Annotated in this window: 20 protein-coding genes, 2 tRNA genes and 2 pseudogenes; 12 read left to right on the forward strand and 12 right to left on the reverse strand. The window is 51.0% G+C overall.

Annotation, left to right across the window (positions count from 1 at the left end):
- Nucleotides 1–84: 84 nt before the first annotated feature.
- The 4 genes and pseudogenes from NSS79_RS06340 to NSS79_RS06355 all read right to left on the reverse strand — a co-directional run.
- Nucleotides 85–211, reverse strand: a pseudogene (locus tag NSS79_RS06340) (hypothetical protein); the annotation flags it as partial.
- A 145-nt stretch (nucleotides 212–356) separates the two neighbouring features.
- Nucleotides 357–3,932, reverse strand: a complete 3,576-nt coding sequence (locus NSS79_RS06345; RefSeq protein ID WP_340894398.1) for a M14 family metallopeptidase — start codon at nucleotides 3,930–3,932, stop codon at nucleotides 357–359.
- Nucleotides 3,933–4,509: 577 nt separating this feature from the next.
- Nucleotides 4,510–5,481: an S-layer homology domain-containing protein gene (locus NSS79_RS06350; RefSeq protein WP_076111229.1), complete on the reverse strand. Its 972-nt coding sequence runs from the start codon at nucleotides 5,479–5,481 to the stop codon at nucleotides 4,510–4,512.
- 82 nt (nucleotides 5,482–5,563) lie between these two features.
- Nucleotides 5,564–5,865, reverse strand: a pseudogene (locus NSS79_RS06355) (SDR family oxidoreductase); the annotation flags it as partial.
- A 240-nt stretch (nucleotides 5,866–6,105) separates the two neighbouring features.
- On the opposite strand from NSS79_RS06355, the gene NSS79_RS06360 reads away from it, so the two are divergent.
- Both NSS79_RS06360 and NSS79_RS06365 read left to right on the forward strand, forming a co-directional pair.
- Entirely contained in the window at nucleotides 6,106–8,085 is a 1,980-nt protein-coding gene (locus NSS79_RS06360) for a translation factor GTPase family protein (RefSeq protein WP_342438715.1), read from the forward strand.
- A 439-nt stretch (nucleotides 8,086–8,524) separates the two neighbouring features.
- Nucleotides 8,525–9,109, forward strand: a complete 585-nt coding sequence (locus NSS79_RS06365) for an HIT domain-containing protein (protein ID WP_342438716.1) — start codon at nucleotides 8,525–8,527, stop codon at nucleotides 9,107–9,109.
- A 100-nt stretch (nucleotides 9,110–9,209) separates the two neighbouring features.
- Here the strand turns inward: NSS79_RS06365 and NSS79_RS06370 are convergent, their stop codons facing one another.
- Together NSS79_RS06370 and NSS79_RS06375 are read right to left on the reverse strand one after the other, a co-directional pair.
- A complete protein-coding gene (locus NSS79_RS06370) occupies nucleotides 9,210–10,262 on the reverse strand; it encodes a HAMP domain-containing sensor histidine kinase (RefSeq protein WP_342438717.1) in 1,053 nt (350 codons plus the stop codon).
- Nucleotides 10,259–10,987 carry a response regulator transcription factor gene (locus NSS79_RS06375; RefSeq protein ID WP_341119588.1) on the reverse strand — a complete coding sequence of 243 codons (729 nt, stop codon included), beginning with the start codon at nucleotides 10,985–10,987 and terminating at the stop codon, nucleotides 10,259–10,261. The genes NSS79_RS06370 and NSS79_RS06375 overlap by 4 nt, the downstream gene beginning before the upstream one ends.
- 165 nt (nucleotides 10,988–11,152) lie before the next feature.
- Here NSS79_RS06375 and NSS79_RS06380 point away from each other — a divergent pair, with 165 nt between their 5' ends.
- The 3 genes from NSS79_RS06380 (at nucleotide 11,153) to NSS79_RS06390 (ending at nucleotide 15,759) form a co-directional block, all read left to right on the forward strand.
- Entirely contained in the window at nucleotides 11,153–13,051 is a 1,899-nt protein-coding gene (locus tag NSS79_RS06380) for a serine hydrolase domain-containing protein (RefSeq protein WP_342438718.1), read from the forward strand.
- A 120-nt stretch (nucleotides 13,052–13,171) separates the two neighbouring features.
- Nucleotides 13,172–15,277 (forward strand): molybdopterin oxidoreductase family protein, encoded by a 2,106-nt coding sequence (locus NSS79_RS06385; RefSeq protein ID WP_342438719.1) that lies wholly within the window; start codon nucleotides 13,172–13,174, stop codon nucleotides 15,275–15,277.
- 227 nt (nucleotides 15,278–15,504) lie between these two features.
- The gene (locus tag NSS79_RS06390; RefSeq protein ID WP_342438720.1) at nucleotides 15,505–15,759 is read left to right on the forward strand and encodes a hypothetical protein; all 255 of its coding nucleotides are present in this window, start codon (nucleotides 15,505–15,507) and stop codon (nucleotides 15,757–15,759) included.
- Nucleotides 15,760–15,936: 177 nt separating this feature from the next.
- Here NSS79_RS06390 and NSS79_RS06395 read toward each other — a convergent pair whose 3' ends face one another.
- Nucleotides 15,937–16,215: a hypothetical protein gene (locus NSS79_RS06395; RefSeq protein ID WP_038586987.1), complete on the reverse strand. Its 279-nt coding sequence runs from the start codon at nucleotides 16,213–16,215 to the stop codon at nucleotides 15,937–15,939.
- A 141-nt stretch (nucleotides 16,216–16,356) separates the two neighbouring features.
- On the opposite strand from NSS79_RS06395, the gene NSS79_RS06400 reads away from it, so the two are divergent.
- Nucleotides 16,357–16,530 carry a hypothetical protein gene (locus tag NSS79_RS06400; protein ID WP_038598778.1) on the forward strand — a complete coding sequence of 58 codons (174 nt, stop codon included), beginning with the start codon at nucleotides 16,357–16,359 and terminating at the stop codon, nucleotides 16,528–16,530.
- Between the two features lie 561 nt (nucleotides 16,531–17,091).
- Here NSS79_RS06400 and NSS79_RS06405 read toward each other — a convergent pair.
- The gene (locus NSS79_RS06405; protein ID WP_342438721.1) at nucleotides 17,092–17,664 is read right to left on the reverse strand and encodes a CGNR zinc finger domain-containing protein; all 573 of its coding nucleotides are present in this window, start codon (nucleotides 17,662–17,664) and stop codon (nucleotides 17,092–17,094) included.
- 166 nt (nucleotides 17,665–17,830) lie between these two features.
- Between NSS79_RS06405 and NSS79_RS06410 the strand changes: the two genes are divergently transcribed.
- Together NSS79_RS06410 and NSS79_RS06415 are read left to right on the forward strand one after the other, a co-directional pair.
- Nucleotides 17,831–18,322: a DinB family protein gene (locus tag NSS79_RS06410; protein WP_342438722.1), complete on the forward strand. Its 492-nt coding sequence runs from the start codon at nucleotides 17,831–17,833 to the stop codon at nucleotides 18,320–18,322.
- Between the two features lie 141 nt (nucleotides 18,323–18,463).
- Nucleotides 18,464–18,634 carry a hypothetical protein gene (locus tag NSS79_RS06415; protein WP_342438723.1) on the forward strand — a complete coding sequence of 57 codons (171 nt, stop codon included), beginning with the start codon at nucleotides 18,464–18,466 and terminating at the stop codon, nucleotides 18,632–18,634.
- Between the two features lie 133 nt (nucleotides 18,635–18,767).
- On the opposite strand, the gene cmpA is transcribed toward NSS79_RS06415, so the two are convergent.
- Together cmpA and NSS79_RS06425 are read right to left on the reverse strand one after the other, a co-directional pair.
- Nucleotides 18,768–18,905, reverse strand: coding sequence for a cortex morphogenetic protein CmpA (gene cmpA / locus NSS79_RS06420; RefSeq protein WP_144024341.1), 138 nt, complete (start codon nucleotides 18,903–18,905; stop codon nucleotides 18,768–18,770).
- Nucleotides 18,906–18,982: 77 nt separating this feature from the next.
- Complete coding sequence (locus tag NSS79_RS06425) at nucleotides 18,983–19,342, reverse strand: hypothetical protein (RefSeq protein ID WP_038586996.1); 360 nt, start codon at nucleotides 19,340–19,342, stop codon at nucleotides 18,983–18,985.
- 119 nt (nucleotides 19,343–19,461) lie between these two features.
- Between NSS79_RS06425 and NSS79_RS06430 the strand changes: the two genes are divergently transcribed.
- Entirely contained in the window at nucleotides 19,462–19,947 is a 486-nt protein-coding gene (locus NSS79_RS06430; RefSeq protein ID WP_197073705.1) for a SprT family protein, read from the forward strand.
- Here NSS79_RS06430 and NSS79_RS06435 read toward each other — a convergent pair.
- A complete protein-coding gene (locus NSS79_RS06435; RefSeq protein ID WP_076111219.1) occupies nucleotides 19,940–20,578 on the reverse strand; it encodes a pentapeptide repeat-containing protein in 639 nt (212 codons plus the stop codon). The two genes, NSS79_RS06430 and NSS79_RS06435, sit on opposite strands and share 8 nt — an antisense overlap.
- A gap of 537 nt (nucleotides 20,579–21,115) precedes the next feature.
- On the reverse strand, nucleotides 21,116–21,544 hold the full coding sequence (locus tag NSS79_RS06440) for an Lrp/AsnC family transcriptional regulator (protein WP_341119602.1): 429 nt from the start codon (nucleotides 21,542–21,544) through the stop codon (nucleotides 21,116–21,118).
- A gap of 126 nt (nucleotides 21,545–21,670) precedes the next feature.
- Here NSS79_RS06440 and NSS79_RS06445 point away from each other — a divergent pair, with 126 nt between their 5' ends.
- The 3 genes from NSS79_RS06445 to NSS79_RS06455 all read left to right on the forward strand — a co-directional run bounded on the left by NSS79_RS06445 (nucleotide 21,671) and on the right by NSS79_RS06455 (nucleotide 22,735).
- Nucleotides 21,671–22,435: an MBL fold metallo-hydrolase gene (locus tag NSS79_RS06445; RefSeq protein WP_342438724.1), complete on the forward strand. Its 765-nt coding sequence runs from the start codon at nucleotides 21,671–21,673 to the stop codon at nucleotides 22,433–22,435.
- Between the two features lie 128 nt (nucleotides 22,436–22,563).
- Nucleotides 22,564–22,639, forward strand: a tRNA-Asn gene (locus NSS79_RS06450).
- A 7-nt stretch (nucleotides 22,640–22,646) separates the two neighbouring features.
- Nucleotides 22,647–22,735, forward strand: a tRNA-Ser gene (locus NSS79_RS06455).
- Nucleotides 22,736–23,160: the final 425 nt, after the last annotated feature.

The following is a 23,160-nucleotide window of genomic DNA, read 5'->3' on the forward strand; positions in this document are numbered from 1 at the left end:
AGAAGAACAGAGATTCCCCATCATTGGAGAATCTCTGTTCTGTATTGCGGAGAGGACAATGGTTACGATCGAAGAAAGAGCCGACAGCCAAACACGGCCGGCCGATGGCAAAGATCAAAATGGACAGCAGTATAATGGCTACGCCCAACTGCTTGCTGAATGTTTCGTGCTTGCGTTGCAGCGGCGTCTGCTTGGCTTCGGCGCTTTCAATACGTCAATTGGAGAACGCGGAACTTCGCTTACAGTAATCTCATTTACCCGGTGATACGTAACTACTCTACGACAAACAGGGATGCCCCTCAGCCATTGCGGCCGGGGGCATCCCTGTTCACATTCACGGCAATCATCCCTTCGGACTATTGCAGGTTGATGATGTTGCTGATAATGACAGCGGCTTGCGCGCGGTTGGCAATACCTTTTGGCGCAAATGTGTCGGCTGTCATGCCTTTCACAATGCCTTCCCGGGTAAGCAGAGCAACTGCGTCTTTACCATAGGAAGCAATGCTCGATTTGTCTTTGAAGTTCGCAAGCAGCGCATCAGCACCGGTAACCGATTTGCCTTTGAACTTCGTCAGTGCGTTGGCGGCGATGATCGCCATCTCTTCACGCGTGATGGAGCGGTTAGGCTCGAACTTGCCTCCGCCAACACCGTTGATCAGACCACTGTTGACACCGGCAGCAACATAGCTGTAAGACCAATTCGAAATTGCTACATCACTGAAGTCAGCCGAAACGTTCTCCAGCGGCAGGTTAAAGGCGCGGACGATCATGGTGATGAATTCAGCACGGGTCACTTCTTTGAGCGGTGCGAATGAGTTGCTGCCTACACCGTTAATGATGCCTTTAGCCGTCAATTCTTTGATAGCAGCTTCTGCCCAGGCTACTTTACCGAGATCCGTGAAATTGACCGCCGGAGCTGGTGCAGCTGTCGGCTGTGGTGTAGCCGGAACTACAGTTGGAGCCGGTGTTGCGGTTGGCGTTGCGGTTGGAGCTGGCACACTAGTATCCGGGTAAGCCGGTGTAGCCGGAACCGGCTCAAGCGCACCATTATCCATACTGTCTGCTTCCGTAGCTGCCGGAGCGGAGGCATAGATCGCGTTCGCCAGTAATCTGAACTGGTTCTGCGGATGATATTTGTTCAGCAGATCGTTCGCGAACAAGGTCACATGGATGCTGTCCGTTTGATAATCCAGTGCCAGCACCTGACCCTTGGCAGAATCGCTTTTCGGCCACCAGCCGGCTTTGAAGAAATCATCGCCCGTTCCGTATTTCGCCAGCACTTCAGCGCCTTCCGGAACAGCCGTGATATAAGCGGCAGATACGGTATACAGGTATTCATTGTCTGCATAAGGAGCAGTAATTACGCTGTCTTGCGAGACGGTTGCTTTGAACAAGCCTTCATGTGCTGCGGATCTGTCCGATTGGTTCACCGGATTGGAGTAGTCCAGGCCCGGTAAGATATTCAGAGATTTAAGGCTGTTGAGCATTGTACGTCCATATCCGATGAACGGCTTGCCGCTGGCAATCAGGTTTGTACCTGTATTGACGAGGACGTCTGCCGCAGCAGCATCAGAAGTTACCTTAAATCCAAGATCGGCCACGATAAAGGAAGGTGCTGCGGCAATGCCAACATTCACTGGCTTGAGCAGTTTGCCTGTCTTGTCACCTGATGTGCTGAATGGCACTAAGTCGAGCAAGTATTTGGATGCTACTGTTCTCAGGTTTGATCTGGAGACCAGGAAGCTGCCTTTTTCATAGCCGGGTCCATCGTTCGAGAGCAGGGTTACTGCTTTTCGGTTCGCAAGCAAATCGTTAACCGCTTTGATCGCATCGTTGTTGCTGTTGCGGATGACGTAATTTTGCTCAAAACGGTATTGATTCAGATCTGTCGTTGGAATGACGATGCTGCTAACTTGCTGTGTCTTGCCGGAGAATGCACCAGCGAAGCGGCTGATGTACCGGTCGAATCCCCGCATGTCCGCAAAATTCTGTACGGTGTCGGAATACATCGCATCGAAGTCGGATACATCCAGTCCGTCATACAGAACCAGGTTGGCATAGCCTCGTTTGGCCTGATGCATGTTCACCACATAGGTTCCTGCCGGATAGGTGACGCCATCCACGTTTACCGGAGTAATTGTCTGCTCTACCTTCACTCCATTACGAAGCAGGTATTTCACCATTTTGTATGTTTCCAGCTCGTTCTTTTGCAGATCTTTGGCTACTGGAAGCACATAATATTCAGGGAAAAAGTTACTTTCTTCCGTTTCACGCTCACGGCCGACCGATTCATATTTAGCATTTATCAAATACGGGTCAACTGCTTTGTTGTCTTCATTGTTCAAGCCGCGTTTGAAGATTTCGAGCTGGTTCAGGAACAGCTTCTCTTTGTTGTCCTGCACATAGTTAGTGGCAGCAAGAGTTGCATAATAGAAGGCGTTCAGGGAATCCTCATTCAGCTCCGGCACTTCAATGGTATGTCCAAGGGCACCTTGGTGCATTGCATAGACAGCAGTGTAAGCCGGTGAAGCATCATCCCATCCGGTAGCATTGCCATAAGGATCGGCATAATCCGGGTCATTTTTTAATTTCTCAGCTTCCAGGTAAGGAATGTGGTACTCCTCATATTTGGTGTTGGCGATCCCGGCATTCCCCATTGCTGTGGCCTGTTCAATCAAATTGTCCATGACCAGATCGTATTCGACGTTCGGATCATGCGGTGGTGTGCATGGCTCGATCAGGAAGCCGCTCACGAACCCGTGCATATCCAGGAAGCTCAGCGGGGTCCACTTGGCGATTTGTGCTGTAACAGCCTGAGTCTCCGGTTGGGTCTGGTAGGAGTTGTCGCGGTTCGGGTCAAGCAGCGTTGAAGTCGCACGTGTGTTCAAAACCCGCCCATCCGGATTCTCCACATAGTCGAGCAGGAAAATCACATTGTCCAGCGCCTTGTCAATGTCCAGTGTAACCGGGACGACAGTGCCGTCAGCATTGGTCGTATCATAGTTTACGATTTTCTCGGTCATCAGCGTATCCAAAAACTTAATAATAACGTCTACGCCATTGGCTTCATCCGCATGGATGTTGTTCAGCCAGATGGGCACTTTATAGTCCTGCAACTGGCCGTTTTTGATCATCTCCTGCAATGCAGCAGGATCATTGTTCATCAGCGGCAGTGTTTCATTCAAATATTGGTCTACGGACGCTTTGTCCTTGGCTACGATGGAGAAGTGGATCGCCCGTCCTTGTGTGGACGTTCCGATCTGCTGATATTCCACATAACGGCCATATTTATTGTTGCTGTCGGCAGTAATGGTATCAATCGCCGGTTTGATCTCATCATATGTATGATAGGTATCATACGGGTTCAGCTTCACTTGCTGCTGCACCAGCACATCATCGTCAGGAGCGGTCGCCGTCAGGTTGTATACACCCGCAAGCTTCACATACTCGGCCCGGATGCCGCTAAGTGACAGGTTGGAGCCGAATGGCATATCGAAGTATACCAGAGCGGTTACCGTAGAAGGTGAGACAGTCTCATAGCTTACTTTTACGAACGGATCACCCGTATATGCTCTAACGTTAGAAACGTTGTTCCATTTTTTCCACTGTGTTAGCGGCTTCATCTCTTCCGCCGTTCTGCCAAACTTCCAGGTGATTTGGTCTGCTGTCAGACCATCGGGAAGGGTCAATGTTATCGGCAGTGTTCTGGCCTCGGTCATTGAGGCTTGGTAGACTGCTGTCGATACTGAAGGAACAGAAGTTTGATAGACTTCCGAGGAAACCGTAGATGATAAGCCGGAATCCGTGGATACCGGTGCGGTTAGAACCTGAGGCTGTGCCTCAGCGGCAACTTCACCGGCATAGGCTGCCGGAAGGATTCCGGACAACGTCAGGGTTAACGCGATTAATAAGGATAATAATTTCTTAGACATCATTTACCTCCCAGTAGTTCTCTCTATTTGTAGGCTTTCTAGTAAAACGGACTACTCCAGCGTCTGCAGGTTTATGCATCCCTCCAATAGATTCGCACGGCAATGCTACCATGATTATGTCATAATCACATCGCGTGTGATGAATTAATATACATAATATATTTTTAATATACATTTAATTTAATATAATATAGTATTTTATTCAAAAGCGGAAGCTTTTTCATAGATTAGTTCCAGAAAATAAAAAAGACTGCGTCATACGTTGCCGGGGATCGCTCAAGGGGAGTTTATCAATGAGTCTGACAGTGAAAGAGAACGAACTGGATAAGCTTAATGAAAGGGATCTGCGGGAGCCATGGGAGGAAGAGCCTGAGATATGGATTGACGATGACTGCGTATGATGTGGGAGGGTAGATTCTGTAGGTGAGAAAAGAAAAGCCAGCGGATAAATAACCGCTGGCTAGAAAATAAGCATTTATATGCTTCACGCTATAAATTATCCTTCTATTTCTCGCTGAAACGGATACCGTCCTGTTGAGGACGGCGAAGCCGTTTCCACTTGTTCAGCAGCGGCAAATTATTGAACGCTGCTGGAGGATACTGAGGAACCGGCAGTGCCGGTTACAGGCTGGGCTGTCGCTGTATAGCCTTCCGGCAAGTAGGTGACTACGGAAGCTGCCGAGATCACCTGCGCGTAACTTTTGCCGGGATCCGGCTGGGTTACGCTGTAATAGATGACGGCTGTCTTGTTCTTGCCAAATTCGATCCGGTCGATGCTTAGGCCATAGCCCGGATGCGGCAGGTTGCTGACGGTCACCGTAACTTTGTTTACTCCGTCAGCGGCTTTTTCCAGCTTCACTGCCGTTTCATAATTATAAGAAGGAGCTGTTGTTCCGCCATCCGGCTCAATGACTTCCTTGGCAAATTTGACTGCATCGAAGAGCCATACCGCTGCTTCCCCGCGGGTAACGGCTTCTGATGGGCGGAACGTGTTGTTCTTCTCCAGGGTAACGATATGTGTGTTAACCAGAATTTGCAGGCTGTTCATTTCCGCCGTGGACAGCTTGCTGCCATCGGAAATATTGGCAAACATCATCGTTACCGGGAAGTTGCCCTTGCTCTGCAAAGCCTGGGTCAGCAAATGAGCGAACTGGGCGCGTGTCATCGTGCTGTTCGGATCAACGGTTTTGTCCAAGGACAGGCCGTTCTGCTTGGCGGCTACGAATGCGGAAGCATACCAGGCTTTGTCCTTTACTTTGTCAAAGTAATCACTAGCTTTACCAGCGGTTTGCGGGGACAGCTGCAGTCCGCTTACGATAAACTGAATGCCCTGGGCGAAGGTTACCTTTGATTTCGGTGCGAACTTGTCGCTGGTTACTCCGTTGATAATCCCGTCCTTATGCAAAGTGTTGATTTTGGCTTCGGCGGAATGGCCTTTCAAATCGGAAAATGCAAATGCCGATGTTCCCAAAGACAAGCTTGCTGCCAGAATGCTGCACGCTATGGTTAGTTTTTTAGCGTTCATCTGGAATGATTGATTCTTCTTCATTGTGCCTCACCTCTTATTCTCTTAGATGGCAGAATGCCGCAAAATGTTGCAGAGTAGCTCAAATTAAATGTAATTAAAGCATTTATCCGCGGAGCAGCGACTCGGCACCATCCACAAATATTTCCGTCCCCGTGACATGAAAGGACTCGTCCGAGGCAAGAAACAGCACCAGATTAGCTACCTGCTCCGGCTTGCCGGGAGCTTGCTCCAGCGGATGACTGCCGTCCGGAAACTCCACGGGGATTTTACTTCCTTAATTGCATCGCTTTTGTACGTATTATCTCCAATATTGTTATCAATTGATCCGGGGCAGACGGCATTTACGCGGATGGCGTATTGCGCCAGCTGCAGTGCAGCCATTTTCATAAAAGCGACCTGGCCTGCCATAATAAATTCCTCCTAAAAGTTGCTCTGTCAGTAACTACATACCCCTCTCATTGGGGATGAACCAGTCCGGAAGCGGGGATGCGGGAAGGTGCAGGGAGGCTTCTGGTCCCTTCACCAGCGCTGTTAGCAACTCATACCGCTATGTCTCTTGCAATTGAACAAAAGTGCCATTTCGCAGTACACTTAAGGATGATAGCGCTATATTTACTACTTTCAGACCATGACAGGAGAACATAGATGATTCAGCAGCAGGGAATGGAGCGGATTAACGTCGGGATCTTTGCCCATGTCGATGCGGGAAAGACAACCACGACGGAGCATATTTTATATGAAAGCGGGCGGATTCGTGCGCTGGGCAGTGTGGATAGCGGAACGGCTATGACAGATTCGATGGAGGTCGAGCGGCAACGGGGAATATCGGTGCGGGCGGCGCTGGCTTCATTTGCCTGGAAAGGGGTGCAGGTTAATCTGGTGGATACTCCGGGCCACGTCGATTTTCTGTCCGAGGTGGAGCGGAGTCTGCGCGTGATGGACTGCGCGGTGCTGATCCTCTCGGCGGTGGAAGGTGTGCAGGCTCAGAGCGAGATGATCTGGAATGCGCTGCGCAAGCTGGGGATTCCGACCTTGATTTTTGTGAACAAAATGGACCGCGTCGGCGCTGATCCGGGGGCTGTGCTGGCCCAGGCGCGCACCTACCTGTCCGGCGATATTATTCCGGTCCAGCAGCCAGTCGGCAAAGAGCAGGAATACACGGGGGCCTCAGATTTATGGCAGGCAGGTGCAGATGCGGCGGCACGGACGGAGCTGCTGGAGGCGCTGGCCGAACGAGATGAGCGGCTGCTGGAGCTCTACATGTCAGGTGGTTCCCCCGATCTTGCGGTATGGAAAAAACATCTGCAGGCGGAAGCGGCTTCGGGGCGGATGTTCCCGCTTGTCTACGGCGTCGCGGCCAAAGGCCTCGGCATTACGGAGCTGCTGGACGCGATGATCGATTATTTTCCCCGGGCTGGAGGAGATGCGGAGCAGCCGGTGTCCGGCATCGTGTACAACATTCAGCGCGATAAAAGCATGGGCCGGATGGCTTTTGTCAGGCTGTATGACGGAACGATACGCAACCGTGATACGGTAAAGAACTACTCACAGAATGTAGAGGGCAAAGTGACGCAGATCCGCAAGGTGGAGGGTGGACGGACGGAGGATGTCGGGGCGCTCGAGGCCGGAGATATCGCCGTAGTATACGGGCTCTCCGGCGTGCGGATCGGTGATGTGCTGGGCCGGCCGGATGCCATTCCGCAGGAAGCGAAGCTGGCTGTGCCGCTGCTGACTGTTCGTGTCTTCTGGGGAACGGAATTCGATGACCACAAGGTGATTGGCGCGCTCCAGGAGCTGGCGGATGAAGATCCGCTGCTGGATGCCCAGTGGCTGCAGGAGGAGCGGGAGCTGCATATCAAGGTCATGGGCCCGATCCAGCTGGAGGTGCTGGACAGCGTAATGGAGAGCCGTTACGGCCTGAAGGTCACCTTCGGCCAGCCGTCGGTGATTTACAAAGAGACGCCAAGCCGCGCGGGTGAAGGCTTCATCGCCTATACGATGCCGAAGCCGTGCTGGGCGATTCTGCGCTTCCTCATTGAGCCGGGGCAACCGGGCAGCGGTCTGGTGTATGAATCGCTGGTGCGCAGCTCGGATCTGCTCCCGCAGTACCAGAACGAGACGGCCCGCCGGGTGCCGGAGGCGCTGCAGCAAGGCCTCTACGGCTGGGAGGTGACCGACCTGAAGGTGACGCTGGTGGAGGGGAACCATCATGTGTGGCATACCCATCCGCTGGATTTTGCCGTGGCTACGCCGATGGGCATTATGGACGGGCTGAACCGAATCGGCACCACGCTGCTGGAGCCGATTCTCCAGGTGCGCATTGTCGTGCCGGAGGAGAACGGCGGCCGTGTAATGAACGACCTCGTGCAGATGCGCGGCACCTTCGAGCCGCCGCTGCTGCAGGGCGAGCGGATGATCATCGAGGGCCGGCTGCCGCTGGCGACATCGCTCGATTACCCGGTGACCCTGAGCTCCTACACGAAGGGGCGCAGCACATTCACGTCTTTTTTTGCCGGCTACGAGGAATGCCCGCCTGACGTCACCGCCGAGCGTACCCGCCGGGGCGTGAACCCGCTCGACCAAGCCAAATATATCCTCAGCGTGCGCAAGGCGCTGCAAGGGTGAAACGGATGAGGCTAGTGGAAGAGGTTTAGTTGGAGTGAAGCTGGATGAAGGAGAACGGGGGGCGGAGGATTATGCCGGCCGTATGCGAGTAAGTACGTCTCCCAGCGGGCAAAGCGCTGGAGGGGCTAAAGCTAGAAGTCGAGAGGCTGGGGCTGAAGGGATTCTATTGTAAAAAATGCAGCAGATAGCTGATTTTTGAGCTGGAAATGGCAATCTGCTGCACTTCCTGCAGTTGAATTTCTCAATTTGCAATAATAAGGGGGTTCCGCTGATTTCTACTGCACAAACTGCAGCAGAACACGAATCTCAGGTTATGGCAGGCATTTCTATTGTAGAGAATGCAGTAGATTATTGATGATCGCATGATGCATGGCGGTGCGCAGGGATGTCACATGGGGGATGCAGTAACCTAGTAGAATGGATAGAATGGAGAATCGGTATGGAATGCCTGGGATGCAGAATCGCTAACCGGCTGGAGCCGGGGGTGCAAATTGTTTATGAAGATCAGTATGTGGCCTGTGTGCTGGACATCGCCCCGTTTAATGACGGACATTTGCTGATTATGCCTAAGGAGCATTATCTGGATGTTGAAGAGATGGATGAAGCTACCTCAACGCACATTATGCGTGTCTCTGTCACCATGTCACAGCTGCTTAAGCGCGCCTTCCGGCCGGATGGAATTACAATCTGCCAGAACGGCGGAGTGTTTAATGACCTGGGACATTATCACATGCATGTGATCCCCCGGTATGAGGGAGACGGATTTGCCTGGTCCGAACCGAAGGAGGGCTTTCTGAGCGGAAGACCCCTAAATGAGGTCAAGGAAAAGCTGGTCAGAGCATTGGAAGCACCAGAGTCAGCAGCATTACCAGAGTCAGCAAAAGCACCAGAGTTAGCAGCACTACCAGAGCCAGCAACAGTTCCAGAGTCAGCAGCACTACCAGAGCCAGCAACAGCTCCAGAGTCGGCATCAGCAACTACATCAGAGTTGTTATCAGCGCCTGGGGAGCCTCCAAAAGAGTGAACACCGGCGGAGGCCGCAAGGATAATCTTATCCGCAGGCTGGCAGGAAGATGAAGCCGGGGGCTTTTCACCGATCCCCTGTCATTGATCGAAGACCTTGTTTAGCGGTACAGCACCAGCTCAAACGCAGTCCGGCCTGGGCGGTTGTCCAGGTTCAACTCGCCGCCCTGCCGCACCATCATCTGCTTGGCAATCGACAGTCCCAGCCCGCTGCCTCCGTCCCGTTTTCTGGAGGCGTCGCCCCGTACAAAAGGGTCAAAGATCACAGCCTTCAGTTCATCGGAAATGCCTACGCCATTGTCTATTACAGCTAGCCGCACGACATCCTCCGACTGCTCAAGCCGGAGCGTAACCTCTGTGCCGGGGGGATTGTAGCGCAGCGCATTCGATAAAAGATTGGCAATGGCCCGCCGCATCAGATTGGTGTCGTAGGGTACCAGCACTTCATTGGACGGGATTTCAACATGCAGCATAAACTGCTTGTCCTCGAACTGCTGATAATAATCCGCTGCGGCTTCCCTCAGCAGCTCGGCGATATCACCGGGCTTGACGGATACAGGAAAGTCGGGACTGTCCAGCTTCGACAAATGGAAAATATCGTCGATGAGCGAGGTGACAAGCTGGGATTTGTTATAGATAAGCTGCAAATACTGCTCTCTTTTCTCCTCGTTGTCCGCCATTCCGAGCTGTAGCGCTTTGGCGTAGCCCTGAATAGTAGTAATCGGGGTCTTGAGGTCATGCGACAGATCGACAAGCATCCGCTGCTTGCTCAGCTGTAGCCTGCGGTTTTCGGCTTCTGTCCGCTGCAGCGACTCAGCCAGATCATTGAAGTACATCTGCACCTGGGCAAATTCATCGCTATCGCCAGTTTGAATATCAAGCCGCTTATGAAATTTACGCAGCCGCATCTCCCGGATGGCTCCGGCAATCTGCTCCAGAGGTCTGGTGATCCGCCGGGCGGTCCAAACACTGTAGATTAAGACGTTTAGGCCAAATAATACAAGCAGGAGCAGCAGCCACTGCACGGAGACCGTAATGGTTTCCTGCTCCACATCAATAGCCATAATCAGAAAGGTTATGCCGACTACAGCCAGTGTACATGCGAACAAGATATAGGATTTGACCAGCCTGGACAAAAGCGTGTTTTTCTTCACCGGAATTCATCCTTCCTGGCGAACTTGTAGCCCAGTCCCCGGATGGTCCGGATATACACCGGCTGTCTGGCGTTGTCCTCAATCTTCTCTCTCAGCCGGGAGATATGTACCATAATGGTGTTGGCATCTTCATAATAAGGATCGGACCAGGCCTGTTCGAACAGCTGTTTTTTGGTCCATACCCGGCCCGGAGAGTCCATGAAGGTGGTAAGCAGCTTGTATTCGATCGCCGTCAGCGGTATGTCTTGGCCCTCTTTGTACAGGACACAATCCAGGTGATCCAGCTCTAGCTGTCCGATGACTGTGCGTTCCTGCGGAGCCGGTGGCTCAGGGTTCTCCTGGCCGGTAGGTTCGTTAAATTCATAGGTCCGTCTCAGCATCGCCTGAATGCGGGCCATAACCTCCAGCGGATTGAAGGGCTTCGCAATGAAATCATCCGCACCCAGCTGAAGTCCCAGAATTTTATCACTGTCCTCATTTTTGGCGGAAATAATAATAACGGGAATTTTGTAATCCGTCCGGAGCAGCTTCAGCAGCTGAATACCGTCTAGTTCAGGCATCATAATATCAATTACAGCCAGATCAACCCGCTGCTCCCGTATAAAACTCCATGCCTCGATGCCATTCAGTGCCTCCAGCACCTTCAGGTTCTCCCGCTCCAGAAACAGCCTCAGCAATTCCAGAATATCCGGGTCATCATCCGCCAGCAAAACAGTTCTGCTCATCTGCTGCTCCGCTCCTCTCAAGTTGTCCTATTTTCATCAGTCTATCATTTTTTGATGCGTATTTTATGATCTTAAGATGAATTTAAGATTGAGGGAAGATTCAGGACAGAAACGGACGGTATGCTAAAAGCAGAACGAACCATTATAGTGCTGGAGGTTGCAAGAATGAAAAACAAATTACAGCGATTGCTCGCAGTGCCGCTTGTCTTCTTGGGGATGAACGTCTTCATGGGCCATGAAGCAGAAGCGGCTGCCACACCTGCTGTGTCTGCCGCTTTATCGGCGAGTCAGCTTGAACAGAGTATAGACCCTATTATGCAAGAGGAGCTTGAGAAGCGGCATATTCCCGGATCTGCCGTAGTCGTGACTCAGGGAGACCGGATTATTTTCAGCAAGGGTTATGGTTATGCCGATGTTGAACAGAACATCCCTGTAGACCCTGCAAAAACGATTATGCGGTTAGGTTCGATTACCAAAACGGTCACAGCCGTCTCTGCTATGCAATTGGTAGAGCAAGGGAAGCTGACGCTGCATGATGACCTTAATTCTTTTTTGCACGCGTATCAATTGCCATCCTTCGGAAAGCAGCCCATTACGCTGCATCACCTGCTTACCCATACTGCCGGGCTGGACGAGTCCATCTACAAGATTCAGGCCCACTCCCGGGAGAAGTCTCTTTCGGCAGAGCAATATCTGCGGCAATATTTCCGCCAGCAGCCTCCCGTGCGGGAGCCGGGACAGGAATACGAATACAGCAACGCGGGACTGGGATTGGTTGGCAACTTGATAGAGCAGACTGCGGGTACTGATCTAGGGGCCTACATGTTCCAGAATGTGTTTACTCCCCTGAAGATGCCCAGCGCAAGCCTGACGGTTCCCGAAAGCAGCCCGGATATGGCAAAATCCTATGTGTATTCCAATAAAAAGTACACTGCTGTGTCGTCGACTTACCCCCACATCCCTGGGGCCGGGGCCCTGAGTGTGATTCCCGATGAATTTGCCCATTTTATGATCGCTTTACTGAACCAAGGGGTTTATCAAGGGACGGCATTGTTGAAGCCTGACAGCGTTGAAATGATGCAGCAGTCTCAATTTGCTGAGCACCCGAAGGTTGACGGTGTAGGATATGGCCTGTATCGGGGACATCTTGCAGATGGTAGCACTGTGCTGACGCATACCGGAGAGATCGAAGGATTCGCCGCCAAAATGGAGCTTATCCCTTCGCAGAAGCTTGGCATTCTAATTGTCAGCAATGGTGAAGAGGGTGGGATAACTTACAACAAGGTCACGGATGCGGTTGCCGGGCTGTTAACCAAAAAGACGGAAGCTGTGACGCCATTGCCGTATTCCTTGGAGGATTTGCAGCAATACGAGCGGACTTATACCTTTGCCAAGGTTCCGCAGCATGGCTGGGGCAAATGGCTGTATTTCCTGGGCGGCAGAAATTACAAGGTTACAGCAGCTGAAGGAGAACTGGTTGTGAGCGGAGTATTCCCGGGTGGGAGCGGAGAAACGGCGGAGAAGAGCTTCGTGCCGATTGCCGATGGATTGTTTCAGGAACAGGAGGGTGGGATGCAGCTATTGATCGACAAGCAGCATGATTGGAAAATGACCATCATCCAGGAGACGACCTTCTCACCGGAGCCGGGATTCTGGAAACGTCCTTCCACCTTGCTCATCGTTTACATTGTCCCTGGATTACTGTTCCTTGCGCTGCTGGCAGTCACGCTGATCCGTTATGTCGTGCGGTTATTTCGTAAGCCGCGCAGAACTGTGTCGCTGCATATTACTGCAATCTCGCTGCTCATGTCCGTCTTTCTGCTGCTTCAGCTGACTTACAGCAATGGGGCCATTACCTTCGGCTACCCGGCATGGTATGCATGGGGTATCTCTTCCCTGCCTCTGGTGGCTGTCCTGTTAGCACTTCATTTGCTCTGGCGTAATGCCGGTCAGGCTGTTAAAGGAAAGGTCGTTTCCCTGACGCGCTGCTTCGTTGCGATTGCCTGCATCGGTTATACGGGATTTATGTTCTATTGGAATATGTTATCGATCCATTTCTCGTAGCCCGGGAAAGCTCACTTTTCCAATGGGGATTTATTTAGGCACTCTGTTCATGCCCGGAGCCCTAGTGTATGATTAAGCTATGATCTTAACGTTTGCTATAAGCGATGGGAGAGAGCTGACATGAAGAACATACAGGATGGAGTCTTTCCCGCGGTATGCCCGCTTGATTGTCCGGATACCTGCGGGCTGCTGCTGCACAAAAAGGACGGAAAACTTGTCAAGGTAGAGGGCAACCCGGAGCATCCGGTGACCAAAGGAGCGATTTGCAATAAGGTGCGGCATGCAAGCGAATGGACGCAGCATCCGGACCGGCTGACACAGCCGCTGAAGCGGGTTGGCCCTAAAGGGGAAGGTGCTTTTGTACCGATCAGCTGGGATGAGGCCATTGCCGAAATTGCCCGGAAGCTTCGCTCGGTGAGTGAAGAGTTCGGCTCCGAGAGCATCCTTCCTTATAACTTTTACGGCAATATGGGCTTCCTCAGTGTGGAGGGGATGAACCGCCGTTTCTTTAATGCGCTTGGCGCGAGCCGGTTGGAGCTGACCATATGTGCATCCGCCGGAAATGAAGGCTGGAAACATACGATGGGCTTCAAGGGCGGGTTAAATCCGGAGGATACGGTGAACGCCGACCTGATTATTATCTGGGGAGCCAACATCGTCAGTACGAATATGCATCAGGTGGTGCTGGCGGAACAAGCGCGCAAGCGCGGGGCGAAGGTCATTGTTATTGATGTTCACCGCAATCGCACGGCCCAGTGGGGCGACTGGTTTATCCAGCTCCATCCGGGAACGGACAGTGCGCTGGCGCTGGGGATTATGCACATCCTGTTCCGTGACAAGCTGGTGGATGAAGATTTTCTGGCCCGTTATACGTTTGGGCATGAGGAACTGCGCCAGCAGGCGCAGCTGTATCCTCCGCAGACTGTCTCGGATATTACCGGCGTCCCTGTGGACGACCTGGAGCAGCTTGCACGGATGTACGGCGAAGCCAATGTGTCTTACATCCGCATCGGCAACGGCCTGCAGCATCATGACAACGGCGGGATGAACGTGCGCAGCATCAGCTGCCTGCCCGCCTTGACCGGCCAATGGCTGAAGAAAGGCGGCGGCGCGCTGAAGTATAACGGCGCTTATAACGCGCTTAATGCCCGGGCGCTGGAACGGCCGAAGCTGCGCCCTAATCCGCGGGCGCGGAGCATCAACATGAACCGGCTGGCCCAGGCGCTGGAGATGACCGAGCAGCCGGTGAAGGCGTTGTTTGTGTTCTGCAGCAACCCTGTGGTAGTGGCGCCGGAAGCGGACCGGGTGCGCGCCGGCATGCAGCGGGAGGATCTGTTCACCGTGGTGCATGAGCTGTTCATGACCGACACCGCGAAGTACGCCGATATCGTGCTGCCGTCAACAGCTTCGTTCGAGAATACCGATCTGTATGCCTCCTACTGGCATCACTATATGCAGCTCCAGGAGCCAGTTCTTGAGGCACCGGGAGAGTGCAAAAGCAACTTTGAGCTGTTTTCGCTGCTGGGCCGGGCGATGGGGTTTGACGAGGAGGCCTTTAGTCAGAGCGAGGACGAAATGATCCGCGAAGCGCTGGACAATCCGGCTAATCCGTACCTGAACGGTGTCACGCTGGAGCGGCTGCAGGCCGAGCGCCATGTGAAGCTGGATCTGACAGCGCGGGAGAACTTTCTGGATAAGCTGCCGACGCCATCAGGCAAAATCGAGCTGTATTCTTCCACACTTAAGGCAGAGGGCCTCTCGCCCCTGCCTGTTTACGAACCGCTGAAGGAAGGATATGACGGTGTACGCCGTCCCCGTGCAAACGATGCGTACCCGCTGAACTTCATCTCGCCGCCGAACCACAATTTCCTGAACGGCACCTTTGCCAATGTGGAGAAACATCAGCGGATGGAGAAGGGGCCGATGCTCCAGATCCACCCGCTGGATGCCGAAGCCCGCTCCATCCGTGACGGTGACAGAGTGAAGGTCTATAACGGCCGGGGCGAAATCGTGCTGAAGGCCGTTGTGACCGACAAAATGCTGCCCGGCACGGCGATCAGCCAAGGCCTCTGGTGGGAAGGGGAAAACGGCCCGCAGCGGGTCAATGTTCTGACACCGGACCGGCTCAGCGACATGGGCCGCGGTGCCACCTTTTTCTCGACCACGATTCAGGTGGAGAAGCTGAAGCTAGAGGAGCAACCGGAGACGGTGGTTCAAGAGTCGTAATATTGCAAATAAATGAGCCGCCCTTGCAAGTGAAGGGCGGCTCATTTGATTATTGACGCAATAGCTGGTGTTTTTTGAGAATAGGAAAATCTGCATTGCTGAGGTTGAGAAACCAATGTTAAAATTCCCATAAATAAACAAGGTTCAGGGTGAATAAATATGATTGAACGGGAGGTTGAAGCGGAAAACAGGCAGAGCCGAAATGAACCTGAAGGGGATAGCTGAACATGATGATAGTTGGAACGATACTCGCGATTTTGGCTGCTGTGGTATTAACCATTTTTTTGGGCCCCTACGGGATACTGGTATTGTTTGCAGTAGGGTTTGGATTCTTGCTCAGCATACACGTCAGAACGAAAGAAATTCATGACGACATGCAGAAAATCAAGGAGAAGCTTGGCCTTACAGCCGGCGATGATTATGTCAGCGATCAGGAAATTGAGGCGGAGCTGGAGCAGGACAGAGTGAAGGAAGAGCATTAGGACGAGGAAATGGTAAGGATAAGGTAAGGAGAAAGATAAGGACAAAGATAAGGGTTAGACAAAAAAACTGAAAAACTGAGTGCTTTTATATGAATTATTAGGAGGAGTGTATCTCCCCATGCAGGATTGATATTATGTACTGTGGTATCTTGAAAAAGAAAATAACACTCTATAAAACTAGGTATCGGCTGAAAGTCGATTAAGACTAATGCCATCATGTAATCCTTGTTTGTACATTAATACTTCTGCAATCCCTTGAAGGAGGGTGGTGGCTGTATCATAATTTTGAAGAGTATCTTTACAATCTTCAGGCAACTTGGTTAGTAAATCTAAAAAAATCCGGTTGCAATCACCAATTAGGTGCTTATATTCATCGGACTGAGACAAAATTGACTTATCGATGTAGTCCATACGTATGGATAGAAATTGATTAAAAGCGTGCTCTATATCAGCCATGATTGTTCCTCCGACAAAAAAATGAAATGGAATGTATATATCTAATTATATAGTGACATCACTTAGGTGTCAATGTGAATGTATGAGTGCGAATTTCACAATGATACAATAATGACATCACTTTTAGGGAGTAATAAATATATGGCTACGGATAAAAGAGTGTTTACTTTACGGTTAAAGGATGAAAATTTCAGTAAAATCAAATATATCGCAGACCGAAACAAGCGGTCCATTGCTATGCAGATAGAGTATCTAATCGAACAACAAATAGAACAGTTCGAAAAAGAAAAAGGAATTATAGAAATTGAAGAATGAAGCGTCAGTTTTTTTGTATGGCTTCGTTTTGTACCCTCGTACAATCCATTTCCTGTCTTAGCATGGTCCTCTTCTTAAATCAATTCTTCTCTGATAGTCTGAAAAGTGCGAACCTGAAGCGCACATGGAATCTCTGGGAGATTCGCACCCTTGGTGTTAGAAGGTAATTCGTAAATTTTGCAGAATATACTTGTGATGTAGTATCTATATTTTGAGTGGTTCGCACTTTTAGCTGTTTGAACCCTTACGTAGTAAGGGGTTTCGGGTGAACTGTCGCTCCCCGTGCGGGAACGTTGATTGAAACACGTTTGGATGGAAGATAACCACGCGCGCATTATTCGCTCCCTACGGAGAGCGTAAATCGAAATCCAAATACTCCAACATGGTTTGCCCAAATAGCGCGTAGCCCCCTATACGCATGGTCACTTCAGCAAACTTTTTAGGCTAGATTTAACCTTGTTTATGTGTGCCTTTTCAGGCGGCTACTTTCTTTATTCTCTATCATGGGATTATTGGCTTAAGTATGATTGAAGTGGATTCGATCTGGTGACCATCCTCCTATCATTTAACATGATCCCCGGCGTCTTCTGCTTTTTTTCGTGCCCGGAAGCGGCGCACCTTCATCAGATTGCCGCAGAGCTTGTCGTCGCAGTAGCGCTTGGAGCGGTTGCGGGTATCGTCGTAGTAGACCCAGAGGCAGTCAGGATTGTCGCAGATGCGGAAACGGGAGGTTTCCTTCTCCAGCAGGGCAGCAGCAAAAGAAGCGGCAATCTCGGCCATAACCTGTTCCCAGTCGTTGCGTTGCGGCAGAAGAGAGAGCTCCGCCCGGCCGTCCGGCTTCCAGACTACTTGTCTAATCGCTGGCCCTTTGCCCATATACATATTCAGTTGCTCCAGCAGCTTGGGATCTGCGCTATTGCCTTGCACGAGCTTCTGCACTTCGCCCCATAACAGGCCGCGCAGCTGCTTCAATTGCTCCAGTTCATCAGGCTCCGGCGGCGAAGTTACCTGCAACGATTGCTGCTCCAGCCACTTCTCCAGCCATTCCTGATCCTCCAGCCTGTCCCGGTCCTTGCTGCGGTCGCCTGTCCGCCAATCCCGCCAATAGCTGTTAATGAAATCCTCCCACAGCACGGTTCATCCATCCTTCCGCAGCCTTCTCTTTCTCTTGATTGTAACAGTTAAAAAACATGTTTGCTAGTTACTTGAATCCTCCGCTTGAATATGCTACATTTCTTGTGTAACGGTTATCGGAGCTTTGAGTGGTTACATTGCTCACAATACTTTGAGGAGGTAAAACATGCAGAATAAGATTAGCGATGTTTTGCTGCAAAACTGGGATTATGCCATGGATGTCGAGGATTGGGCGCCGCCGCTAAGTGATGCGCTGCAGGGTGTGGACAGCATTCAGGCCAGCTGGAAGCCGGGGGAAGCGGGCAACTCCATCTGGGAGACAGTCAACCATCTGACCTATTACAAGGAACGTTTGCTGAATAAGCTCAAAGGTCTGCCGCAGCTGCCGGATGCAGAGAGCAACGACGCCACGTTTACCGTAACAGCTAGCGGGGAAGAAGCGTGGGAACAGGCGGTTTCCAAGCTGAAGACCATCCATGCTTCACTGCGGGAAGTGATTGAGGCGCTGGAAGAAGGCATCTACGACTGGGGCGGATCGGGTCATGCTCCGGGTGAAGAAGTGATGAGCCTGATTCTGCATGATTCCTACCACACCGGACAGATTGTGCTGGTCCGCAAGCTGCAAGGCTCCTGGCCTTCCCACCGCAGTTTTAACTGATTATTTAACATACAATAATGAAGCCGCATCTCCGCTGACCGGGTATATCCTGGCTTTGTGGGGATGCGGCTATTTGTTTCAAGCAGGAAAAGCCGGGGTTAATGGATGCTATACAAGCTCAAGAATCGAAAGGAGAGATTGATGATGGAACCGAACTATAAGGACAGAAGTGTTGAAGTAGAACGCACGGAGGTACACAAGAAATCGGATTCCAGCGTTGTCGCATCCACCTTTATTAAATACGCGGCGTATATTATTATCATTTTCGGAATCCTGTTCTTCCTGGTGAGGTACGTTTTCCCGATGTTCTAAAATCATAGACGACGAGGCAGCGAGCTTGCGGCAAATGTAAGCGCCTGAGGATCTTCACAAACCAAAAGCCACGGCTACCCTGACGGTAATCGTGGCTTTTGATCTTCACACACACCTGAATTGCAATATAACTCTATACTTCTCTAGGTACAGAATCACGGGATTCGGCGGAATTGCGGTAAAAAAACCAGCATTCGTTCAGCAGCTTGATCTGACGGCGGTCCTTTTTGAAATAAGCCTTCATGAGCTGATGGCAGAGCCACTGTGGCAAGTGTACCCCTCCTCTGGCATGCTTCCTATGTACAGCATATGGGAAGGAGTGCCCAAAGGTGCGGCGAAGGCTACAATTTAATGAATACCTTCTTCTTCCTCTTCGTACCACTGTTCCAGCTGTGCCTGCAGCGCACGGATTTCCGTCAGCAGCGAGATCAGCGGATAATTATTCTCCTGAATAGAGGAAAAAGCGCTCTCCAGCCGGTTGATGTACGCAAGCCCCGACTCCAGCGTATACCCCTCGCGCAGCAGATCCAGCGAATCACATTCCGCGATGGCCAGCGGCAGGTTCGGCACATTGTCCGCCGTCAGCTTGTCGATCTCTTTATTGAGGCGGAGATTAAGCGCACTCAGCTGGTACGCATATTCCTCCGGCATTTCCACAAACTGCAATTCCTGTTTCTGCTGCAAAATTACATACCGCATTTTCGGCATACGTCATTCTCCCTCCGGACTTGTCTTCCTTCTTGACAGTTTAGCCTATGGGCAAGTTACAATTCAAGTAGAGATCTTATTTCCTGTGGAGAGGACCTGTGAGAAACGCTATGACGACTATGAGTAACGAAGAGCTGCAGCTGTGGATCGAGCAGGTGTCGCTGGGCAGCTTTGGCGTGCCATTCCGGCACAAAGCAAGCTTTAACAACAGACTTACGACAACAGGCGGACGATATTTTACCAAAAGCCATAATATAGAGATTAACCCGCAGCAGCTGGCGATGTATGGGCGTGAAGAGACGGAGAAGATCATCAAACACGAGCTCTGCCACTACCATCTGCATCTGGCGAAGCGGGGATATATGCACCGGGATGCCGATTTCAAAAGCCTGCTGGCCCAGGTCGGCGGAAGCCGTTACTGCGGAGCGCTGCCGGGGGCCAAGGCCCGTAAGCCGCAGCCTTACCGGTATAAGCTCGTGTGCACCGACTGTGCCATGGAATATCCGCGCAAGCGCAAGGCTGACCCGAAGCGCTACCGCTGCGGCAAATGTGCCGGCAAGCTGAAGCTGGTAGCACTTGAACTAGGAAATGGCCAGTCTACTTAATGACGAGGCCCAGCAGCCCGGCAAAAGAAGCCGCCTGATCTGCGGAAATAATACAGCCCGGCAGATCTTCAATATCCACATTCAGGCCGCTGAATTCGCAGTCGCTTAAGTCGATATCTCTTAATTTGGAGCCTGCCATTACCGCCTGATCGATTTTGCAGACTGAGAACGACATTTTATTGAAGCTGGCTTGATAGAAGTCGGCGCTGTTCAGCGAACTGTTCTCGAAGGCCGTTTGTTTGAAGTTTCCTAACCGGAAGCTGGCGAAGTCGCCTATGCAGTCCGTCACACGGACATTCTGGAATCTTGCTCTGGTAAAGTCGGTTCCGATCATTTTGCACAGCTTGAACTCTGTCCGGTGAATGAAGGCTTCGCTGAAATCGACGTTGGACAGATCGCAGTTTTCAAAGATCACATCCGTCAGCTCGACAGCACGGAGTGAGGACTCGGTGATCGTGACATTTTTGAACAGTACTTTATCGAAGGATACCTTGGACGCTTCCTGGTATTCAATGAAGGTATCGCTGATGGCGCAGAGGCTGAACTCCTCTTTGGACTCCAGGGAGAACACTTGCTGCACTGGCAGAGAGAGCGGGTCGGCGATTTTGGGCGGATCAATTTTATGATTCATGCTGGCCTCCAATAATGAATAGGGTGGGTTCCGTCGCCGAAGCGGCGGGTGAATGAGTTAACTATCCTGCGCGGCAGGTGTTTTGTCAATGTTCCGGTAGTCTGCTGGAGGCTAGCTCAGAACAGGGATAACAGCCTAGTTATAACGGGAACCCAAAGGCTTTCTATTGCAAAAGATACAGCAGATTTCTTACTTTTGGCCTGCAAATAGCAATCTATTGTATTTCGTGCAGCAGAATCCGTCACTTCTCCGAAAATCAGGGGCACTGGCCAAATTCTATTGCACAGAATACATCAGAACGCCGATTCAGACGGCTGAGAGGCAAATCTATTGTATAGAATGCAGCAGATTGAGGTAGGGGTAGAGGTAGAGACCTTTCACAGAGTCACTCTATTGATGTTCAGCGGAGGGCGGCTGGTATTTGCGGAAAATATGCAGCAAAAAACAGCTGTTTGGCGTTATTGCCGATCAGCTGTTTCTGCTATTCACCTATTCTGCTGCTCACCTATTCTGCTGTCCATCTGGTGATACTGCGGTTTATTTGAGCTGTTTCATACCCAGATTAATCCGATAATTGCCATAATCCAGCAGTTCGTCGAGAAAACCATTCAGCTCCGCCTGATCCCCGGTACGCACGCGCATCCAGTAGCAGCCTTCCCCGCTGACACGGTGCAGTTCCACTACGCTGCTGTGGTTTAGGGCGAACTTTTGAAAGGGCGGATGGGCGGCGTTGGAGCTTAAGAACACGGTGATAAAGGCGTGGATGCTCTGTCCGATTTTGAGCGGATTCCAGCGGACGGTATAACCTTCGATAATCTCCAATTCCCGCATTCTGCGGATTCGTGCGCCTACCGCCTGCCCCGTCATATGAACATATTCTCCGATGTCCTTGTGGCTGAGCGTGGAGTCTTCTATAAGATATTGAAGGATGCGGTAATCCGTATCGTCGATGAGGTAGGGGGTCATAAGTTAAATTCCTTTCCAGATGAAAATAGAACAGGCCAATCTCTTTCACGGTACAATGTATTCCGCACGCAGGTCCATTTATAATGAATTGTAGCAGAAGACAGCTGGAAAGAAGAGGTGTTTAGAATGAAAATTCAATTGATCCGCAATGCGGCCTTATGGCTGGAATACGGCGGTGTTACCTTCCTGATCGACCCGATGCTCAGCGAACAGGGTGCCAATTCGCCGATTGTGAATACGGAGAATGACCGTAGAAATCCGCTCGTTCCTTTGCCGGGGCCGGTTCAGCAGTGGCTTTCACCGGATGCTGTGCTGGTTACACATCTCCATCAGGATCACTGGGATGCGGCGGCGGTGTCACTTTTGCCGCATGAGATCCCGCTGTTATGCCAGGATGGGGATCAGGATACAATCGCTGCCCAAGGGTTCGGCAATATCACCGTGGTACAAGACAATGCTGCATTAACATTCCGGGGGGTGACCCTGACACGAACCGCAGGCCGGCATGGAACAGGAGAGATCGGAGAGTGGATGGGCAAGGTATCCGGTTTTATCTTTCAGGCTGAAGGTGAGCCTGTACTGTATTTGACCGGAGACACCATCTGGTGCGCGGAGGTCAAACAAGCCTTGGACGAGTATAGTCCGGAAGCGGTCATTGTCAATGCCGGAGGCGCACGGTTCATAACGGGAGGCCATATTACAATGAATGATCAGGATGTCGTTGATTTATGCCATTATGCCCCTGAAACATCCGTCATCGCCGTCCATATGGATGCCATTAATCATTGTCTGGTTACACGTGACTTGCTTAAAGCATGCTTGCAGCAGGAGGGGCTGCTGGACCGTGTTGCCCTTCCGCTGGATGGAGAATGGATTCAGATCGATGCCTAAATCTAAGCTTCGTGTATAGTGTTGGGCCCGTCAGATACATGAGCTGATTGTAAACGATCTCAGAGTGGATTTTGTCCGCTTGACTAGATCACGAAATCATGATAAATTATTCCTTGTTCATGTAATGTTCCCTGATAGCTCAGTTGGTAGAGCACTCGACTGTTAATCGAGTTGTCACAGGTTCGAGTCCTGTTCGGGGAGCCATTTACTTGGAGAGATACCCAAGTGGCTATAAGGGGACCCTCTGCTAAGGGGTTAGACTGCGTAAGCGGTGCGAGGGTTCGAATCCCTCTCTCTCCGTATTGATACTTTCAGACAGTAAGAGCTCCCGAGCGGGGCTCTTTTTTTGTGCTGTATACTCATGCTTTTCCAGCCGGACTACCAGTGCAACCCGTTACCTCTTTAATAAATTGAAGGATTGAAGCAGTAAAGAGACAAATGTTATATTATTTACAGAAAAACAAAGCATTGTAACAGAAAAGGGAATAAATACAAAAACAATCGACCTTTAAAATCCTCTGCTTTACTCCGGTTTTCATCGATTATTGCGAACAATACACAAAACACTCCATTCAATTCACACATAATGTCAATAAACCTAACGTTTAATTTCGAATTTTATATTAAAACCGCTCATATATTAGTGACGGAGAAATAACTGTATGTTAATATAAATGACATCTTGAGGGATTGAACAGAATGTAAGGCGTAGAAAGGGGAATTTT

Origin of the sequence: Paenibacillus sp. FSL L8-0436, assembly GCF_038593025.1 — a bacterium.
Lineage (GTDB): Bacteria > Bacillota > Bacilli > Paenibacillales > Paenibacillaceae > Paenibacillus_AQ.

Excerpts from the sequence above, each read along its gene's own strand:
- NSS79_RS06345 (WP_340894398.1), bottom strand. The coding sequence starts at position 3,932 with ATGTCTAAGAAATTATTATCCTTATTAATCGCGTTAACCCTGACGTTG.
- NSS79_RS06380 (WP_342438718.1), top strand. The coding sequence starts at position 11,153 with ATGAAAAACAAATTACAGCGATTGCTCGCAGTGCCGCTTGTCTTCTTG.
- NSS79_RS06410 (WP_342438722.1), top strand. The coding sequence starts at position 17,831 with ATGCAGAATAAGATTAGCGATGTTTTGCTGCAAAACTGGGATTATGCC.
- NSS79_RS06415 (WP_342438723.1), top strand. The coding sequence starts at position 18,464 with ATGATGGAACCGAACTATAAGGACAGAAGTGTTGAAGTAGAACGCACG.
- NSS79_RS06425 (WP_038586996.1), bottom strand. The coding sequence starts at position 19,342 with ATGCCGAAAATGCGGTATGTAATTTTGCAGCAGAAACAGGAATTGCAG.
- NSS79_RS06440 (WP_341119602.1), bottom strand. The coding sequence starts at position 21,544 with ATGACCCCCTACCTCATCGACGATACGGATTACCGCATCCTTCAATAT.
- NSS79_RS06375 (WP_341119588.1), bottom strand. The coding sequence starts at position 10,987 with ATGAGCAGAACTGTTTTGCTGGCGGATGATGACCCGGATATTCTGGAA.
- NSS79_RS06430 (WP_197073705.1), top strand. The coding sequence starts at position 19,462 with ATGAGTAACGAAGAGCTGCAGCTGTGGATCGAGCAGGTGTCGCTGGGC.
- NSS79_RS06400 (WP_038598778.1), top strand. The coding sequence starts at position 16,357 with ATGGCTACGGATAAAAGAGTGTTTACTTTACGGTTAAAGGATGAAAAT.
- NSS79_RS06385 (WP_342438719.1), top strand. The coding sequence starts at position 13,172 with ATGAAGAACATACAGGATGGAGTCTTTCCCGCGGTATGCCCGCTTGAT.
- NSS79_RS06365 (WP_342438716.1), top strand. The coding sequence starts at position 8,525 with ATGGAATGCCTGGGATGCAGAATCGCTAACCGGCTGGAGCCGGGGGTG.
- NSS79_RS06360 (WP_342438715.1), top strand. The coding sequence starts at position 6,106 with ATGATTCAGCAGCAGGGAATGGAGCGGATTAACGTCGGGATCTTTGCC.
- NSS79_RS06350 (WP_076111229.1), bottom strand. The coding sequence starts at position 5,481 with ATGAAGAAGAATCAATCATTCCAGATGAACGCTAAAAAACTAACCATA.
- NSS79_RS06435 (WP_076111219.1), bottom strand. The coding sequence starts at position 20,578 with ATGAATCATAAAATTGATCCGCCCAAAATCGCCGACCCGCTCTCTCTG.
- NSS79_RS06390 (WP_342438720.1), top strand. The coding sequence starts at position 15,505 with ATGATGATAGTTGGAACGATACTCGCGATTTTGGCTGCTGTGGTATTA.
- NSS79_RS06395 (WP_038586987.1), bottom strand. The coding sequence starts at position 16,215 with ATGGCTGATATAGAGCACGCTTTTAATCAATTTCTATCCATACGTATG.
- NSS79_RS06445 (WP_342438724.1), top strand. The coding sequence starts at position 21,671 with ATGAAAATTCAATTGATCCGCAATGCGGCCTTATGGCTGGAATACGGC.